Below are 17,372 nucleotides of genomic sequence, written 5' to 3' on the forward strand. Positions count from 1 at the left end.
AGCATGCCTGATGGCTCTCTGACGGCCAAGCGGCAGGAAATCGCGCTGCTGCGGCGGCTCGAGGAACGGATTCTCTGGTTGGCGGCGTGGACCATCCACAACGCCAACCACCTCCGGGAAAGCCGAGACGGCTTGAAGGTCGGCGGTCACCAGGCGTCCAGCGCCTCGCTGACCACGATCATGACTGCGCTCTACATGAAGGCGTTGCGCCCGCAGGACCGGGTTGCGGTCAAGCCGCACGCCAGTCCGGTCTTCCACGCCATCCAGCACCTGTTCGGGCGTCAGAGCCTGGACAACCTCAAGCGCTTCCGGGCCCTGGGCGGCGCGCAGTCCTATCCGTCGCGCACCAAGGACGTCGACGACGTCGATTTCTCGACCGGCTCGGTGGGGCTGGGCGTGGCCATGACCGCCTTCGCCTCGCTGACCCAGGACTATCTGGCCGCGCGCGGCGCGGTGAAGCCCGAGAAGATGGGCCGGATGATCTCGCTGCTCGGCGACGCCGAGCTGGACGAGGGCAACATCTACGAAGCCCTGATCGAGGCCTGCAAGCACGACATCCGCAACACCTGGTGGATCGTCGACTACAACCGCCAAAGCCTGGACGCGACCACCCAGGATCGGATGTTCACCCGCTATGGCGAGATCTTCGAAGCCGCCGGCTGGGCTGTCGAGACGCTGAAATGGTCCAGGCGACAGCGCGAGGCCTTCGCCAGGCCGGGCGGCGACAAGCTGCAGGCTTGGATCGAGACCGCCCCCAATGACCTGTTTTCGGCCCTGACCTATCAGGGCGGCGCGGCGTGGCGTGAGCGGCTGACCGCCGACCTGTCCGACAGCCCCGAGGCTTTGGCCCTGATCGCCGGCTACAAGGACGTCGACCTGGCCGAGTTGATGACCGAGCTGGGCGGGCACTGCCTGGAGACGCTGCTGGAGGCCTTCGAGAAGGCCAGCCAGGATGATCGCCCGCGCTTCTTCATCGCCTACACGGTCAAGGGCCTGCGGCTGCCGTTCCAGGGCCACAAGGACAATCACGCGGGCCTGATGACCCCGGCCCAGATCGCCGAGCTACGAGCGCGTCTCGGCGTGGTCGAGGGCGAGGAATGGGACCCCCTCTCGGGCCTGTCGGCCGCCGAGCGCACCGCGATCAAGGGGCTGGTCGCACGCGCGCCGTTCGCCGCCGAGGTCGAGCGCAATCACCTGGCGCCGCAGATTCCCACGCCCAGCGCCGGTGAGCTGCTGGCCGCCGTCGCTGGCGGCGGTGAGCAATCCACCCAGGCCGCGTTCGGCAAGGTGATGTTCGAGATCGCCGCGCGAAAGGACGAGTTCGCGGGCCGGGTGGTCACCACCTCGCCGGACGTCACCGTCTCGACCAATCTGGGCGGCTTTGTGAACCGTCGCGGCGTGTTCCAGCGTCGCGCGCACGACGATGTCTTCAAGCGTCGCCGCATCCCCTCGGCCCAGGTCTGGTCCAAGGCCGAGACGGGCCAGCACGTGGAGCTGGGCATCGCCGAGAACAACCTGTTCATCGCCCTGGCGGCGCTGGGTCTGACCGCACCGCTGTTTGGCGAGCGGCTGTTTCCGGTCGGCACGCTCTACGACCCGTTCATCGCCCGGGGTCTCGATGCGCTGAACTACGCCTGCTACCAGGACGCCCGGTTCCTGCTGGTGGCGACCCCGTCCGGCCTGACCCTGGCGCCCGAAGGCGGGGCGCACCAGTCGATCAATGCGCCGGTGATCGGCATGGCCCAGCCGGGCCTCGACACCTACGAGCCGGCCTTCGCGGACGAGACCGCTGTGCTGATGGCGCACGCCTTCGACCGCATCCAGGCCAAGGACGGCGCCTCGACCTATCTGCGCCTATCGACCCGGGGCATCGCCCAGCCCGACCGGACAGGCGACGCCTGGCGGCAGGGCGTCATCGACGGCGGCTACTGGCTCAAGGCCCCGGCGCCGGGCGCGCGACTGGCGATCGTCTATAGCGGGGCCCTGGCGCCCGAGGCCCTGGCCGCGTTCGAGGCGCTTACCGAGGACATGCCCGAGGCGGGCCTGTTGGCGGTGACCTCCGCCGACCTGCTGCATCGGGACTGGACCGCGGCGGGCCGCGCGCGCTGGACAGGGCAGGGGAGCCGCCTGTCGACCATCGAGGCTTTGCTGGCCCCTCTGGATCGGGATGCGGGTCTGGTGACCCTGACCGACGGCGCGCCGCTGGCCCTGTCGTGGCTGGGGTCGGTGCGGGGGCAGCGGGTTCGGGCGCTGGGGCTGGAGACCTTCGGCCAATCGGGCGATCTGCCGGATCTCTATGCCCAATATCGGCTGGACGCCGACGCCGTGCTGGACGCCTGCGCGGACCTGCTGGCCTAGAACCCGCTCAAGATCGTCATGCCGCTCAGCAGGCCGTCGCGGAAGTGGTAGGTCAGTCGCGCGCGGGTGTCCGACCAGACTTGGCCATGCTCGGTTTCGACCGCGTACTGGGCGTCGACCGTCAGCGCATCGGCGGTCTCCTCGATCACCGCGATCAGCTGGATGTTGGGTCGGATGGTGGCGAACACGCGGGCGAAGTGCCCCATGACCGCCTCTTGGCCGACGAGGTCCTCACCGGTTTCGAGCGTGTTGGGCCAGGTCGCGTCAGGATGGATCAAGCGGCGCAGACCAGCGGCGTTGCGGGTGTTGAACACCGCGAAGGCCTCCTCCAGCACCGTCAGCAAGGCGCTCATGGGGCCGTCTCGTCACCGCTGTCGTCGACATCCTGCTCGACGATCCTTCCGGCTTGAAGGCGGTACCAGGCGGTGACGCCGCCGTCCTGCCAAAGGTGGCCTTTGGCGCCGCGCGCCTCGACCTGCAGCCGGACTCGGACCCGGTCGTCCGGCTCGAACACATAGTCCCGCATCGCGAGGGTCACTTGCAGCGTCGCGAACAGATGCTCGAAATGCGCCCGAATGTCCTGGGCGCCGACGATGTGGCCGTCCTCCAGCTTGTCCTGCAAGCGCGCGTCAGCGGTGTAACAATCCATTATCGCGTCGAGGTCTCGAGCGTTGATCGCGTCGAACAGGCGCTGCAGCAAGCGATCGACGCCCTCGAAACTCGGCGCGGCGTAGTTCTGCTGGCTTTCCAGGCGCGTGATGAGCCCGTCGCGGATCGTAAAGCGGTGTCGAACCCGCAGGCTTGACCAAAGTGACCCATCGACGGCGCTGACGACGGTCTGTCGCGTCAGCACCTCGACCTGACCGGGGGATGGCGTAAACAGGGCGATGGGCTGGTGCCGCACGCGCAGAGGAGCGGTCGCCGTCTCGAAGTAGTCACGCACGGCCTCGACGCCTTCAAGCCGACGGTCTTCGACCTCATCGGGCCAGGAGACGTCTTGCGCCATGCCGGCGAACAACCGGTCGAAGGCGCGGGTGTTGAAGGCCTCGTAAAGCTGCGCGATCCGGTCTTCGTCGGGAGTCATGGGCGTCGAACAACGTTCTCCGTGCGGACCTTGTCCATGCGCCAGAACGGGCCGACGGGGAGCGTGTAATATTGCCGCACGGACTACTTGGCCTGCGGCTTGTAGCCCGTTTCGACCTTCAGATAGGCGATCAGGTCGATGCGATCCTTTTCGCCCTTGATGCCGGCGAAGGTCATCTTGGTGCCGGGCATGAAGCCGCGCGGATCGGCCAACCATTTGTCGAGCTGGCCGGCGTCCCAGACGAAGCCCGCCGCCTTCACCGCGTCGGAGTAGCTGTAGCCTTCCTTTCCGCCCGCCTTGCGGCCGAACACGCCGTGGAGGTTCGGGCCCGTCAGGTCCGGGCCGCCTTCAGTGATCGTGTGGCAAGAGCGGCAGAGGGCGAACTTGCTTTGGCCGTTCGACAGGTCGCCGGTGTTGTAGGGCGCGGGCAGGGCGGCGAGGGCGGCGGCCTTCTCGGTGTCGGTCGGGGCGGGCGCCGCAGCCGGCGTCGGCGCGTCGGCCGGAGCCTGGCTGGAGCTTCCACCGTCCTTCGAGCACGCCGAAACGGTCACACAAAGGGCCGCGACGGCAGCCAGTTTCAACGAGCGCATATTCATCCTCGACTGACGTTTCGCCGCAGGTTCTGCGACGCCGCGACGCATTCCAAACCCTTATAAAATCTGGTCCCGCGCCTTGTCACGTAACAATGGTCCTTAGGCGTGGGGGTTACAGCAGGGCTGCGACAATTGCTGGTATCTACGTGATTCTCATGGCGAAAAGTGAAGTTGCAAAACGTGGGTCTGCACATAACCGTTTGACGGTCGTTAACCATAAATCCTACCCCTTTTCTCACGGAGCGGGCTGGCTCCGGGCTGGGCTGGAAGCAAGATCATGGACTGGAGCGAAGAACGGACCGCGACCCTGAAGAAGCTGTGGCTGGAGGGTCTCAGCGCAAGCCAGGTGGCCCGGCAGCTGGGCGGCGTCAGCCGCAGCGCGGTGATCGGCAAGGTGCACCGTCTAGGCATCACCGTCCGCGAAACCCCCGTGCGCAAGCGCGTCTCCACGGTTCGCGCCCCGTCGCGGCTTGCGGCTCCCCGGCGCCCCTCGCGCGATGTCGTAACGCCCCGTGTCACCCAGCGCTTTGAGCGCATCGAGGAAGACCTGCTGCCGACCTCGGGCATCCTGGGCTTGGGCGCCCATTCGTGCCGCTGGCCGATCGGCCATCCGGAAAACGACGACTTCGGCTTCTGCGGCCGTCCGAAGGTCAGTGCGCGCGGGTCCTACTGCGAGCAGCACAGCCAGGGGGCCTTCCGCCGCCTGGGCAGCCGCGAGGCCGTCGAGGCCTGGGCGCTGAAGGGCGTCAAGGAAAAGCGGGTGCAACCCCGCCTGGTCTGACGTTCACGTCGCCTTCGCCGTCCTTTCCACTTTCCCCCGATTTCGACGAGCCGCCCCATGAACATGGTCCTGATCGAGAACGCCGCCGGCAGCAGCCAAGTGATCACCATCATCGAGGAGTTCGCCGGTCACTCGGTGTCGCGTGACCTCAATCCCGGCGATCACGCACAGATCCCGGTCACGCAGTTCAAGTCGATCACCGTGCGCGAGACCTATCCCGACGACTGGTTGACCCGGGGGCTCCACCGCAACCGCGCCGCCTGAGCGTCGCGCAGCCGCCGCAACGTTTGCTGAATCTGAGCCCCATGACCCCGCGAAGCCCTTCGCGGGGTTTTTCGTTCGCCCACCCGCGGCGACGATTGCGTGACCGTTAACCTTGTGACACACAGAGCGCCGTTTTGCGGGGGCGGACAACAATATGGGCGACGGGGAAGAGCGCGCCGAGGCGGGGCCTGATCATGCGCTGCCGCTGTCGAGCTATCTGAGCTACCTGCTTTACCAGACCGAGCAGCATCGCCGCGCCATGGCCGCCGACCTGCTGGCCAAGCATGGGCTTTCCTTCGCCAAGTGGGTGGCGATGATCTCGCTGCGGCGGTTTGGCGATCTGTCGATGACCCGGCTGGCCAAGCTGGCGGCCACCGATCGCACCACCCTGACCCGCTCGATCGACGGTCTGATCGGCGACGGCCTGGTGGCTCGCGAGGCCTCGGCGCGCGACCGGCGCATCGTGGTGATCCGGCTGACCGACGCGGGGCGAACCTTGCTGGACGCCATCCGGGGCGAGATCCGCCCGCTGAACCAGGAGGTCTGCGCCCAGCTGACCACCGAGGAGCAGGCGACCATGACCCTCTATCTTCAGAAGATGCTGGGCGGCCTGATCGTCGAGCCCGACTGGAAGCAGGACGTCATCGCCTTCAGCACGCCCGCGCCGCCAGAGACGGTCTGAGCAGCTTCAGTCGTCGAACTTCACGCGCCCGCGACCGGACTTGACGGTCCCGCGCTTGGACTTGGTCTCCAGCCGCTTGAGCTTGCTGGAATAGGTCGGCTTGGTCGCCTTGCGGGGCTTGGGCTTCTCGGTGGCGCGGCGGATCAGGTCGATCAGCCGGTCCAGGGCGTCCTGCCGGTTCATTTCCTGCGAGCGCGAGCCCTGGGCGAACAGCACCAGCACCCCGTCCTGGGTGAGACGGCTGCCCGCCAGGGTCTCCAGCCGCGCTTTGACGTCGTCAGGCAGGTAGGGCGAGTTGCGCACGTCGAAGCGCAGCTCAATGGCGGTCGAGGTCTTGTTGACGTGCTGACCGCCGGGGCCCGAGGCGCGGGTGGCCTTCCAGATCAGGTCGTCCTCGTCGATCCGCAGCCAGGAGGTGATCTCGATCATCGCGGGCATGCGATCACCGGGGCGCCGCGCGCTTGGCCTTGACCACCAGCTGGTCCAGCGCCTGCAGGAAGCGCGAGCGGTCGGCGTTGGCGAAGGCGGCCGGGCCCCGGGTGACCTCGCCCATCGAGCGCAGATGCTCGCCGATCGAGCGCGAGGCCAGGGCCGAGCCGATCATGTCGTTTGAGAACACCCGACCGTTCGGGGCCACGGCCGCGCCGCCGGCCTTCAGCACCCGATCGGCCAGGGGAATGTCGTTGGTGACGACCACGTCGCCTGGACCACAGCGCTCGGCGATCCAGTCGTCGGCGACATCGGGACCGGCCTCGACCACGATCTGCTCGATGGCGGGCGTCTGGGGCACGCGGATCCAGCTGTTGGAGACGACAAAGGTCTTGTAGCCGTGACGGGCGGCGACCTTGTAGGCCTCGTCCTTTACCGGACAGGCGTCGGCGTCGATGAAAAGCGTGGCGACCATCGCGCGAGACCCTGGACGAGGGAAATGGTGCCGGCTGAGGGGATCGAACCCCCGACCTTCGGTTTACAAAACCGCTGCACTACCGCTGTGCTAAGCCGGCATGGGCCAGTGACCCGAGGTCAGGGCTTATGCCGTCTGTCGTCGCGGACGGCAAGAGCGGCGCTTATCCCCGAGGGGAGACGGGTATCGCGAACCCTCTCTCTTAGAGAGAGGGAGGGGCCCGCCGCATAGCGGCGGGAGGGTGAGTGGTTACGGTGATGGCCGTGAAAGCACCGCCTTTTCAGCCGCTTGTCAGGCCCTGCCTTGTCCGGAGAGGGTGAAACCTCTCACCCTCCCAAGCTTCGCTCGGGCCCCTCCCTCTCTCTAAGAGAGAGGGAATGGGATGGGCGTTCTCCCGCTTTTGTCCCCGGCCTGAAAACCTGTCGTAGTCTCTATCCACCTCGTCGCGAGGAAAGGGCGCATGGCCAGCGACCATTTGCGGCGGCGGGGGGCGGTCGAGCGGGGACAGGTTCGAGGGGGATACTCGAACGGTCCGGGGATCTGGTTGCTGGCCAGACCCGCCCGTCGTCGGCGTGGTTGGAGGCAAAGGGATGTGTCTTAGCCTGTAGTGGCTCGTCCTCTCCGACCGTCGCGCGCCCGGGAAACCGGGAGCCCAGATCCCGGTAAGGCCTGAACAGGGCCACCTGACGGGACGCTGGCGGATAACGGCTGCGCGGAGCGTTCGGGCTTCGTCGAAACGGTAACAACACACTCTATCTCCGGACGGATGTCCGGCGCTCCGCATCCCTTTCCGAACCTTCAGCGAGCGATCGCGTGAAGTGGAGATCGCATGTTCCAAAAACCTCCCCCCAGCGGGGGAGGTGTCGGCTCGAAGAGACGACGGAGGGGGAAGGGGCAAGCTCAACAGGACTTCCCCCTCCGGCGCTACGCGCTACCTCCCCCGCTGGGGGGAGGATTTTAAGCAGGGCTCCCCCACGTCAGCACTTCGCGCTCGTCCGCCGCCGGAGGCGTCTGGCGCATGGCAACGCTAGAGATCAAACCTCACCCCCTGGGCCAGGGGCAGGGCGCCGGAGTAGTTCACCGTCGCGGTCTGGCGGCGCATGTACTGTTTCCAGCTGTCGGAGCCGCTCTCGCGGCCGCCGCCGGTTTCCTTTTCGCCGCCGAACGCGCCGCCGATCTCGGCGCCCGAGGGGCCGATATTGACGTTGGCGATGCCGCAGTCGCTGCCGGCGGCGGCCAGGAAGCGCTCGGCTTCGCGGACGTCATTGGTCATCACACAGGAGGATAGGCCCTGAGGGACGTCGTTCTGGATCGCGATCGCTTCATCGAAATCCGTGTACGGAACAACGTGAAGCAGCGGCGCGAAGGTCTCGCGCTGCATGCACGGCGCGGGGGCCGGGAGGCGGGCGAGGGCGGGGCGCACATAGTAAGCGTCCGGATGCTCATGGATCAGCACGCGCTCGCCGCCGGCGACGGTTCCGCCCTCGGCGCGGACCTGGTTCATCGCCGCGATGAAGGCGTCATAGGCGGCCTTGTCGATCAGCGGGCCCAGCAGGGTCTTGGCATCGCGCGGATCGCCGACGGGCAGGCGCTGGAAGGCGGTCTCGACGGCGTCGGCGAGCTTCTCGACCAGGCTCTCGTGGACGATCAGGCGGCGCAAGGACGTGCAGCGCTGCCCCGCCGTGCCCGCCGCCGAGAAGACGATGGCGCGCAGGGAGAGCGACAGGTCGGCCGAGGGCGTGACGATCATGGCGTTATTGCCGCCCAGCTCCAGGATCGAGCGGCCGAAGCGCTCGGCGACCATCGGGGCGACGGCGCGGCCCATGCGGGTCGAGCCGGTGGCGCTGACCAGCGGGATGCGCGGATCGCGGGCCAGCCGCTCGCCGGCGTCGCGGGCGCCCAGCACCACCGAGGAGAGACCCTGCGGCGCGTCGCCGAAGCGGGCGAGCGCGCGCTCTAGGATCGCCTGGGTCGCCAGGGCGGTGAGGGGCGTCTTTTCCGACGGCTTCCAGATCACCGGATCGCCGCAGACCAGCGCCAGGCAAGCGTTCCAGGCCCAGACGGCGACGGGGAAGTTGAAGGCGCTGATCACCGCCACCGGACCCAGCGGATGCCAGGTCTCGCGCATGGCGTGGCCAGGACGCTCCGAGGCGATGGTCAGGCCGTGCAGCTGCCGCGACAGGCCCACGGCGAAGTCGCAGATGTCGATCATCTCCTGCACTTCGCCGGCCGCCTCCGACGCGATCTTGCCGGCCTCCAGGGTGACGAGGGCCGCCAGATCCGCCTTGGCCGCGCGCAGCTCTTCGCCGAACAACCGGACCAGCTCGCCCCGACGCGGGGCGGGGACCACGCGCCAATCGGCGAAGGCGCGAGCGGCGGCGGCGACCTTGGCCTCGATCTGGCGCGCGTCGTCGTAGACGACATGGCCCAGGATGCCGCCGTCGATCGGGCCGCGCACGGGCTCTCCGGCGTCGGCGGGCAGCGGCGGCGCGCCCAGCTTGGCCAGGATCTCGCGGGCATGGGCGGCGGGAGTCGGGAAGGCTTGGGTCATGGCGCGAGGACACGCCGGGGCGGGGAGGCGGTCAAGCCCCCAGGCGGCCGAGCGCCGTTGCGAGTCTCGCGCCCAAAGGCTAGGGACGGACAAAGCAGGAGACCCCCCATGGCGCAGGCGAAACTCATCGACGGCAAGGCCTTCGCGGCCGATCTGAGGGCCAAGATCGCCGAGGAGGTCGCCGCCCTGAAGGCAGAGCATGGCGTGACGCCGGGCCTGGCGGTCGTGCTGGTCGGCGAGGATCCGGCCAGCCAGGTCTATGTCCGCAACAAGGGCGAGCAGACCACGGCGGCGGGTATGTACTCCGAGACTCATCGCCTGCCGGAAAACACCACCCAGGACGAGCTCCTGGCGGTCGTGGCCAAGCTGAACGCTGATCCCAAGATCCACGGCGTGCTGGTGCAGTTCCCGGTGCCGCCGCACATCAGCCAGATGGACGTCGTGGCCGCCCTGTCGCCCGACAAGGACGTCGACGGCCTGACCGTGACCAACGCCGGTCGTCTGGCCAGCGGCCTGCCGGCCCTGGCGCCCTGCACGCCGACCGGCTGCATGATGCTGATCAAGGACGCGATCGGCGACCTGAAGGGCAAGACCGCCGTCGTCATCGGCCGCTCGAACCTGATGGGCAAGCCGATGGCCCAGATGCTGCTGGCCGCCGACTGCACCGTCACCATCGCCCACTCGCGCAGCCAGGATCTGCCGGGGATCGTGCGCCAGGCCGACATCGTGGTGGCCGCCGTGGGCCGCGCCGAGATGGTCAAGGCCGACTGGGTCAAGCCCGGCGCCGTGGTCATCGACGTCGGCATCACCCGCTTCCCGGCCCGCGATCCCGAAGCCGCGGCCGCCGGCAAGACCCGGCTTGTCGGCGACGTCGCCTTCGACGAGGTTAGGGAGGTCGCCGGCGCGATTACGCCGGTTCCGGGGGGCGTTGGACCGATGACGATTGCGTGCTTGCTGGCCAATACGCTGACGGCGGCCAAACGCCTGTCGGGGATCGCCTGATGCGCCGGGGGCTGGTTCTGGTCGCCGCCGCCCTCGTCGTTTCGGCCTGCGGGGCCAAGGTCCCGGCGCCGCCCACGCCCGAGCAGGCCCTGGCGCTGCGCCCGGCCAATGCGCGGCTGGCCAGCCTGTACGAGACCTCGTGTCACGCCTGCCACGCCATCCCGGAGACCGGCGCGCCGCTGGTGCAGGATCGCGCCGCCTGGGACCCGCGTTGGAAGCAGGGCGAGGCGGTTTTGCTGGATCACACCATCCAGGGTTTCAACGCCATGCCGGCTACCGGCCAATGCGCGACTTGCACGCCGGACGATTTCAAGGCCCTGATACGCTTCATGGCGGGGCGAGACGACTCCGCGTCTTAAAACACGGGGAGGCGGCATGATCTCGCGGCGTGGGGCTCTGATCGCGGGCGGAACGGGAGCGGCGGTGGTCGCCGGCGGCGCGGGCGCCGCCTATATGGTCGCCACCGGAGACAAGCCTGAACCGCCATCGCCGGCGTCGGTCAACGCCCAGGGCAAGGTGCTCTGGCGCAACTGGTCGGGCGTGCAGCACGCCTATCCCGCCGCCCGACTGGCCCCCAAGGACGAGGGCGAGCTGGCCACCGCGCTGAAGGTCGCCCAGGCGCCGATCCGGCCCGTCGGCTCGGGCCACTCCTTCACCGCTCTGGCGCCGACCGACGGGACCCTGGTCTCGCTGGACTCGATGTCCGGGATCGTGGGCTGGGAAGGCGACGAAGCGATCGTCATGACCGGCACGCGTCTGGGGGCGCTGGGTCCCTTGCTGGCCGCAAAGGGGCGGGCGCTGGCGAACCTGCCCGACATCAATAAGCAGTCGCTGGGCGGCGCGCTGGGCACGGCGACGCATGGCACCGGGATCAAGCTTCCGGCCATGCACGGCGACGTCACGGGCCTGCGGCTGGTCACGCCCTCAGGCAAGGTCATCGACGCCGACGCGACCAACAATCCCGAGATCTTCCAGGCCGCCCGCGTCTCGCTGGGCGCGCTGGGGGTGATCAGCCAGGTGCGGATACGCACCAGCGCCAACCGCCGCCTGCGCCGCCGCGTCTGGCTGGAGCCCTTCGAGGAGGCGATGGCTCAGGCCGACAGCCGCTGGGCGCAGCATCGCAACTTCGAGTTCTACGCGGTCCCGTTCACGGGGCTGGCGGTGAACATCACCCATGACGAAACCGACGATCCGGCCGAGGCGCGGGGTCCCGACCAGGATGTCGAGTTCCTGCAGGCGTTGAAGGGCTTACGGAACCTGCTGGGTTTCGCCACGCCGCTGCGCAAGGCCGCCGCCAGGGCGCTGCTGTCCTCGGCCAAGCCTGAGACCGCCGTCGACGAAGGCTGGAAGCTGCTCTCGACCGAACGTCCGGTGCGTTTCAACGAGATGGAGTTCCACCTGCCGGTCGAGAACCAGCTCAAGGCGCTGGACGAGGTGATGCGGGCCATTGAGACCGAACGACCCGATGTCTTCTTCCCGATCGAGGTGCGCCGCATTGCGGGCGATGACGCCTGGCTGTCGCCGTTCCACGGCGGACCGCGCGGGTCGGTGGCGGTTCACGCCTATTATCGCGACGACTTCAGCTTCCTGTACCAGCTGATCGAGCCCATCTTCCGTCGCTATGACGGCCGTCCGCACTGGGGCAAGCTCCACACGCTGCGCGGTCGGCAGCTGGAAGCGATCTATCCGCGCTGGAAGGATTTCCTGGAGGTTCGCCAGGACCTGGACCCCGAGGCGCGGATGCTCAATCCGTACCTCAGGGGCCTGTTTGGACTGATGTGATCAGCCGGCGGAGCTGAGATAGTCGGCGACCCGCGCTTCAAGCTCGGTGGTCAGGGCCTTGCCGACGGGATGGGTGTCGACCTTGATGTCGTCCCGCACGCAGGCCTTGATCGCATCGATATGGGCGTCGACCAGGAACATCGGGGCGTTGAGGCGCGTGTCGGGGTCGTCGATCAGCTTGCAAAGCGAAGCCGCCAGTCGCGTGATCAGCGGGAATTCATAGGTCGCGCCCAGACCCTTCAGGTCGTGCGCCCGCAGATAGAGCGTCTCGACCGTCTGGGCGTTGAGGCCCTCGGTCTTCACCGCCTGACGCGCGGCTTCCAGCTTGACGATTTCGTCGTTGAGCCATTGCGCGAAATTGCCCGAAAGGCTCTTCAGCGCCGCCTCGGCCTTGGCGATGGCCGCCATGTCGATGCCGCCACGCCCGCCCACCTTGAGCTTGAGCATGTTCGGCACCTGGATCACCTCAGCGGTGGTCTTGTTGGTCACTCTTCGCCTCCCCAGCGGCGGTACAAGTTGAGTATGACTAACATAGCAGGCGTTAATATTGGATGAGACGGGGGTTTTCGTGCGACTCAACGTCTCATGGCCTGACTAGAGCGTTTCGCGACCTGACGGCGTCAGGCCGCGAGCTCTAGTCCTTTGTTTTGAAGCATTTTTCTTCACGCGAACCGGAACCACTTCGCTCGAAAAATGCTCTAGGCGGAGAACTGTTCAGCCAGAACGCGCTCCTCCAGGCTCCGTCCGGCGTCGAAAAGCATGGACAGGGATGTGCCGCGGTCCTCGGAGATATGCACCTCCATGACGTCGCGAACCTCGAAGTTGTCCGCCACCGCGCTGACGGGGCGCTTGTCCGCTTCCAGGATCTCGAAGGTCACCCGGGCGGACTGAGGCAGCAGGGCTCCGCGCCAACGGCGGGGGCGGAAGGCGCTGATCGGGGTCAAGGCCAGAACGCGGCCGTCGATCGGGATGATCGGACCGTGCGCCGACAGATTATAGGCTGTCGAGCCGGCGGGGGTCGCCAGCAAGGCGCCATCGCAGACCAGTTCGCCCATGCGCACCTTGCCGTCGATCGAGATCCGCAGCTTGGCGGTCTGGCGAGTCTGGCGCAGCAGGGACACCTCGTTGATCGCCAGCGCTCGATGCTGGGTGCGGCGCGCGTCGATGGCGACCATGGCGAGCGGGTGAATGACCGCGCGCTCGGCGGCGTTGATTCGCTCCAGCAGCCCGTCTTCGCTGTACTCGTTCATCAGGAAGCCGACCGAGCCGCGGTTCATGCCGTAGATCGGCGTCTGACTGGCGATCGCCTCGTGAAGGCTTTCGAGCATGAAGCCGTCGCCGCCCAAGGCCACGATCACCTGAGCGTTCTCTTCGCTGACATCGCCGTAGCGCGCCGCGAGTCGTTCCCGCGCCTCCTGGGCTTCGGGCCTGTCGCTGCACTTGAACGCCAAGCGAGTCACGAACGGTTGCGGCTGGTACATGCGGCCAAGAGGCGGGAAGGCCGAGGTCTTGTCAAACCTGTCCGACGGCCTGCCGGAACGCCATGCCCGCGATGTCTGGCGTGAAGGGTCCAAAGGCGCTGGCCGCGCGTCTTACGCCCTCGTCGCCGCCGCCCGGGCGGCCGCCGTTCAACTGCCTCACATGCTCCAGGATCGTCGGGAAGACGCTGCGGTCGATTCCCACAGCCGAGCAGGCCAGCGCCAGGAGTTCGGGCCGGCTGGTGTCGATCGCCCGCCGGATTTGTCCGGGCTCGAACTTGCCCAGCCGCGCCAGGGCCATGACAAAGAGCTGGAGGCGTCCCTCCCGCAGCACGCGCAGAAGGTAGCCTGGGCGGAGCTGGCCGGCCGAATCGAGCTTCTCGATTAGCGATCGCTCCATTTCCTCGCGGTCTTCATCCACTTCCACGGGGCCTGTGGCGCTGTCGTTTTCCCCCTTGTGGGCGGCCTGCAGCGCTTCATTGACGGCGGCCTGCATGCGCGTCGCATCGAGGTGGAAGCGCGCCGACAGCGCATCTCGCAGCGCGCGACCGACCAGCAGATAGAGTTGCTCGGCCAGGTCGCTGGAGAGCTTGGGGTGCCGCGCCAGCGGAGAACGCAGGGCGACGACGTCGCGCGAGCGATTGACCAGGCGGCTCATGGCGTCAGGAGAGATCTCGGCGGTGTCGTTGGACGCCAGGGCCGTCATCACCGCCGGCTCGTCGCGGCTGATGATGGCCTCCACGACCGGCGCCTTCAGGTGGGGGCGACGGGCGATCTCGATCTGATGCTCCAGCGTGGCCTGGACCAGCAATCGGATCAGGTCGTGATCCTCAAGAACCGGACTGCGGGCGATGATCGGACGCGCGATCTCGATCTCGTCCAGCGCCATGATGTTGATGAGGGCGGAGGGCGCCCAATCGGCGTCGGCCAGCCGTTCGGACAGGCGCTTGCGAATGTCGCGTTCGGCCTCGACCACCAGGGTCATGAAGATCGAGTTCAGCAGCGCCTGGATGTCAGGATGGGTCGGCTCGCCGCGAGCCTGACCCGCCTCGCACAGATCGACGATGCCGCTGAGCAGACGTTCTCGATCACCTGGATCGCGACTGCGCGCCAGCGTCATGAGCGAAGCGATTTCGACGGTTTGAATGGCCCCGCCCCCACGAATCCGGAAGGTCCGACGAGGATGACCTTGCGGCCCCCAAATGAAAACATGCTTAAAGCAGGTCAAGGACGCCGGCGCAGTGTTGCGCGTCGAGATGTCGCAAGCTGGAGCGGAGGAACTGTCGATGGCGCAAGATCTCATCCTGGCCCTGGACCAGGGCACCACGAGCACGCGCGCCATCCTGTTCGACCGTGCGGGCGCGGCCTTGGGTGAGGCGTCGCGTCCCCTGCGTCAGAGCTACCCAGCCGACGGCTGGGTCGAGCATGACGCCGAAGAGATCTACGCCGCCGCCATTGCCGTGCTGCGCGAGGTCGCCGAAACCTCCGGCCGCATAGCGGACATCGCCGCGATCGGCGTCACCAACCAGCGTGAGACCGTGGTCGTCTGGGATCGCGCCACCGGGCGTCCGATCCATCCGGCCATCGTCTGGCAGGATCGCCGGACGGCCGATGTCTGCGCCCGTCTGAAGGGCGAGGGGCATGAACCGAGGGTCACCGAGATCACCGGACTTTTGCTCGACCCCTACTTCTCGGCCACCAAGATCGCCTGGATCCTCGACAAGGTTCCCGGAGCGCGGGCCCGGGCGGAAGCGGGGGAACTGCTTTGCGGCACCATGGACTGCTGGGTGATCTGGCGGCTGACCGGCGGGGCCGTCCATGCGACCGACGCCACCAACGCGTCGCGAACCCTGCTGTTCGATATCGGCGCGCAAGCCTGGTCGGCGCCGATGATGGCGCTGTTCGACGTGCCCTCGGCGATCCTGCCCAAGGTGCTGGACTGCGTGGACGACTATGGCGCGACGCAGGCCGACATCCTGGGGCGCGAGGTTCCGATCCGGGGCGTGGCGGGCGACCAGCAGGCGGCGCTGATGGGGCAGGGGTGCGTCGCGCCCGGCCAGATGAAGGCGACCTACGGCACCGGCTGTTTCATGCTGATCAATACGGGGACCGACCGCGCGGTCTCGCGGGCCCGCCTCTTGACCACGGTCGCGGCGCGGGTCGGCGGAAAGACGACCTATGCGCTGGAAGGATCGATCTTCGTCGCGGGCGCGGCGATCCAGTGGCTGGGCGAGGGGCTCGGGATCACCGGCGGTCCGCGCGCCGCCGAGGCGTTGGCCCGCGCGGCCAAGCCCGATCACGCCGTTGTGGTCGTCCCGGCCTTCACGGGCCTGGGGGCGCCGTGGTGGGACGCCGACGCGCGCGGCGGGATCTTTGGCCTGACGCGCGATGCGGGGCTGCCCGAGATCGCCGCCGCCACCTTCGACGCCTGCGCGCTGCAGACCCGGGACCTGATCGAGGCGATGCGCGCCGATGCTTCCGCCGCGTTCGGCGAGGCGGCGCAGCTGCGGATCGATGGCGGGATGTCGAAAAGCGCCTGGTTCTCCCAGCGGTTGGCCGATCTCACGGGGCTCTCGGTGCGTCGCGCCAGCTATCAAGAGACGACGGCCCTGGGCGCAGCGCTCTTCGCGGGTGTTGGCGCCGGCCTTTACGGGTCGATCGAGGAGGCCGCAGAGGCCAGCCCGGCCGCCGAAACCCTGGCGCCGTCGATGGCGGAGCATGCCCGCGAGGCCGCCTACGCCCGCTGGCTCGATGCGGTGCCGCGCGTCCGACTTTAGTCGATCACCCGTTGCAGTGACATCGCTGTCATGGTCTCTAGCCCGCAAACAATCATAAGCGGAGGCCGCCATGACCACTCGACGCGCCATGCTCGGCGCAGGTGTCGCCCTGATCGCTGGGGCGCAAGGGTTTGCGGCCCAGGCGAGAGACGCCGGCTACCCCAAGATCGGCCGTATCCGCCGGTTGTCGCCGGAGCTCGATGCGGTTGTCGACGCCAACGCGCCGATCGAGCAGCTGACCGACGGGATCACCTGGGCGGAAGGGCCGGCCTGGGTCGCCGACGGAAACTATCTGCTGTTCTCGGACGTGCCCGGCAACGTGATGCACCGGTGGGACGCAAAGGGCGGCAAGACCGACTTCCTGCGGCCCTCCGGCTATGATGGTCCGCCCACCAAGATCTTCCGCGAGGCCGGCACCAACGGCGCGATCATCAGCGCGGCGGGCGAGCTCTTGGTCTGCGACTGCGGCAACCGCGCCGTGGCGCGGATCGATCTGGCGACCCGCAAGAAGACGCTGCTGGCCACGACCTTCAACGGCAAGAAGTTCAATAGCCCCAACGATCTGGTCGAGGTTCGTCACGGACCGCTGAAGGGCTCGCTCTACTTCACCGACCCGCCCTACGGGCTGGAGGGGATGGATGCGTCGCCGGCCAAGGAGCAGGCCTTCAACGGCGTCTACCTGTTGCGGCCGAACGGCGAGGTCGCGCTGGTGGACGGCTCGCTGAGCTTCCCCAATGGGGTGGGCCTGTCGCCGGACGGCCGGCGCCTGTACGTCGCCATCTCCGATCCCAAGCGCCCCGTGATCATGGCCTATGACCTGGGCGCGGACGGACTTCCGACCGCGTCCCGGGTGTTCTTTGACGCCTCGGACTTGCTGAAGGCCGGCGGCCCCGGCCTGCCGGACGGCATGAAGGTCGACACCCAGGGACGGCTCTTCGCCAGCGGGCCTGGCGGCATCATGATCCTGACGCCAGACGCCAAGCTGCTGGGCGTGATCGAGACCGGCTTCCCGGCCGCCAACTGCGCCTTTGGCGAGGACGGCGGGACGCTGTTCATCACTTCTAACCACATGGTGGCGCGCGTGCGCACCAAGACCCAAGGCCTGGGACGCTAGCC

18 protein-coding genes, 1 tRNA gene and 1 pseudogene are annotated in these 17,372 nt (G+C 67.8%); 9 read left to right on the top strand and 11 right to left on the bottom strand.

Features of this window, described 5'->3' with window-relative positions:
* Positions 1–3 precede the first annotated feature (3 nt).
* The gene (locus tag CA606_RS07460) at positions 4–2,358 is read left to right on the top strand and encodes a pyruvate dehydrogenase (acetyl-transferring), homodimeric type (RefSeq protein ID WP_096051700.1); all 2,355 of its coding nucleotides are present in this window, start codon (positions 4–6) and stop codon (positions 2,356–2,358) included.
* On the opposite strand, the gene CA606_RS07465 is transcribed toward CA606_RS07460, so the two are convergent.
* From CA606_RS07465 to CA606_RS07475, 3 genes are all read right to left on the bottom strand, one after another.
* Positions 2,355–2,711, bottom strand: a complete 357-nt coding sequence (locus tag CA606_RS07465) for a nuclear transport factor 2 family protein (RefSeq protein WP_096051699.1) — start codon at positions 2,709–2,711, stop codon at positions 2,355–2,357. The genes CA606_RS07460 and CA606_RS07465 overlap by 4 nt on opposite strands.
* The gene (locus tag CA606_RS07470) at positions 2,708–3,442 is read right to left on the bottom strand and encodes a nuclear transport factor 2 family protein (protein ID WP_096051698.1); all 735 of its coding nucleotides are present in this window, start codon (positions 3,440–3,442) and stop codon (positions 2,708–2,710) included. Before CA606_RS07470 ends, CA606_RS07465 begins: the two co-directional genes overlap by 4 nt.
* Before the next feature lie 83 nt (positions 3,443–3,525).
* Positions 3,526–4,032 (bottom strand): c-type cytochrome, encoded by a 507-nt coding sequence (locus tag CA606_RS07475; RefSeq protein WP_096051697.1) that lies wholly within the window; start codon positions 4,030–4,032, stop codon positions 3,526–3,528.
* 280 nt (positions 4,033–4,312) lie between these two features.
* On the opposite strand from CA606_RS07475, the gene CA606_RS07480 reads away from it, so the two are divergent.
* The 3 genes from CA606_RS07480 to CA606_RS07490 all read left to right on the top strand — a co-directional run bounded on the left by CA606_RS07480 (position 4,313) and on the right by CA606_RS07490 (position 5,762).
* A complete protein-coding gene (locus CA606_RS07480; protein WP_096051696.1) occupies positions 4,313–4,816 on the top strand; it encodes a GcrA family cell cycle regulator in 504 nt (167 codons plus the stop codon).
* Between the two features lie 57 nt (positions 4,817–4,873).
* Positions 4,874–5,080 (top strand): hypothetical protein, encoded by a 207-nt coding sequence (locus tag CA606_RS07485; RefSeq protein WP_096051695.1) that lies wholly within the window; start codon positions 4,874–4,876, stop codon positions 5,078–5,080.
* Between the two features lie 154 nt (positions 5,081–5,234).
* Positions 5,235–5,762: a MarR family winged helix-turn-helix transcriptional regulator gene (locus CA606_RS07490; RefSeq protein WP_096051694.1), complete on the top strand. Its 528-nt coding sequence runs from the start codon at positions 5,235–5,237 to the stop codon at positions 5,760–5,762.
* Positions 5,763–5,768: 6 nt separating this feature from the next.
* Here the strand turns inward: CA606_RS07490 and arfB are convergent, their stop codons facing one another.
* The 5 genes and pseudogenes from arfB to CA606_RS07515 all read right to left on the bottom strand — a co-directional run bounded on the left by arfB (position 5,769) and on the right by CA606_RS07515 (position 9,217).
* Positions 5,769–6,200, bottom strand: a complete 432-nt coding sequence (gene arfB, locus CA606_RS07495; RefSeq protein ID WP_096051693.1) for an alternative ribosome rescue aminoacyl-tRNA hydrolase ArfB — start codon at positions 6,198–6,200, stop codon at positions 5,769–5,771.
* A 4-nt stretch (positions 6,201–6,204) separates the two neighbouring features.
* On the bottom strand, positions 6,205–6,666 hold the full coding sequence (locus CA606_RS07500; protein WP_096051692.1) for a YaiI/YqxD family protein: 462 nt from the start codon (positions 6,664–6,666) through the stop codon (positions 6,205–6,207).
* Between the two features lie 25 nt (positions 6,667–6,691).
* Positions 6,692–6,766: transfer RNA gene (locus tag CA606_RS07505), tRNA-Thr, on the bottom strand.
* A 331-nt stretch (positions 6,767–7,097) separates the two neighbouring features.
* A pseudogene (locus CA606_RS07510) lies at positions 7,098–7,407 on the bottom strand (hypothetical protein); the annotation flags it as partial.
* Between the two features lie 286 nt (positions 7,408–7,693).
* On the bottom strand, positions 7,694–9,217 hold the full coding sequence (locus CA606_RS07515) for an aldehyde dehydrogenase family protein (protein WP_096051690.1): 1,524 nt from the start codon (positions 9,215–9,217) through the stop codon (positions 7,694–7,696).
* 108 nt (positions 9,218–9,325) lie between these two features.
* Between CA606_RS07515 and folD the strand changes: the two genes are divergently transcribed.
* From folD to CA606_RS07530, 3 genes are read left to right on the top strand one after another with little or no spacing between them, the layout of a single operon-like run.
* The gene (gene folD, locus CA606_RS07520) at positions 9,326–10,219 is read left to right on the top strand and encodes a bifunctional methylenetetrahydrofolate dehydrogenase/methenyltetrahydrofolate cyclohydrolase FolD (protein ID WP_096051689.1); all 894 of its coding nucleotides are present in this window, start codon (positions 9,326–9,328) and stop codon (positions 10,217–10,219) included.
* Positions 10,219–10,578, top strand: coding sequence for a c-type cytochrome (locus CA606_RS07525; RefSeq protein WP_096051688.1), 360 nt, complete (start codon positions 10,219–10,221; stop codon positions 10,576–10,578). Before folD ends, CA606_RS07525 begins: the two co-directional genes overlap by 1 nt.
* Positions 10,579–10,594: 16 nt before the next feature.
* Positions 10,595–12,001: a D-arabinono-1,4-lactone oxidase gene (locus CA606_RS07530; protein ID WP_096051687.1), complete on the top strand. Its 1,407-nt coding sequence runs from the start codon at positions 10,595–10,597 to the stop codon at positions 11,999–12,001.
* Here CA606_RS07530 and CA606_RS07535 read toward each other — a convergent pair whose 3' ends face one another.
* From CA606_RS07535 to CA606_RS07545, 3 genes are all read right to left on the bottom strand, one after another.
* Positions 12,002–12,490 (bottom strand): Hpt domain-containing protein, encoded by a 489-nt coding sequence (locus CA606_RS07535; protein ID WP_096051686.1) that lies wholly within the window; start codon positions 12,488–12,490, stop codon positions 12,002–12,004.
* Positions 12,491–12,699: 209 nt separating this feature from the next.
* A complete protein-coding gene (locus tag CA606_RS07540; protein ID WP_096051685.1) occupies positions 12,700–13,482 on the bottom strand; it encodes an NAD kinase in 783 nt (260 codons plus the stop codon).
* Between the two features lie 31 nt (positions 13,483–13,513).
* Entirely contained in the window at positions 13,514–14,599 is a 1,086-nt protein-coding gene (locus CA606_RS07545) for a DUF2336 domain-containing protein (protein ID WP_096051684.1), read from the bottom strand.
* A 166-nt stretch (positions 14,600–14,765) separates the two neighbouring features.
* Here CA606_RS07545 and glpK point away from each other — a divergent pair, with 166 nt between their 5' ends.
* Positions 14,766–16,256: a glycerol kinase GlpK gene (gene glpK / locus CA606_RS07550; RefSeq protein WP_096053837.1), complete on the top strand. Its 1,491-nt coding sequence runs from the start codon at positions 14,766–14,768 to the stop codon at positions 16,254–16,256.
* Between the two features lie 70 nt (positions 16,257–16,326).
* Positions 16,327–17,370: an SMP-30/gluconolactonase/LRE family protein gene (locus tag CA606_RS07555; protein ID WP_096051683.1), complete on the top strand. Its 1,044-nt coding sequence runs from the start codon at positions 16,327–16,329 to the stop codon at positions 17,368–17,370.
* Positions 17,371–17,372 lie beyond the last annotated feature (2 nt).

Source organism: Caulobacter vibrioides (assembly GCF_002310375.3).
GTDB classification, from domain to species: Bacteria; Pseudomonadota; Alphaproteobacteria; order Caulobacterales; family Caulobacteraceae; genus Caulobacter; species Caulobacter vibrioides_D.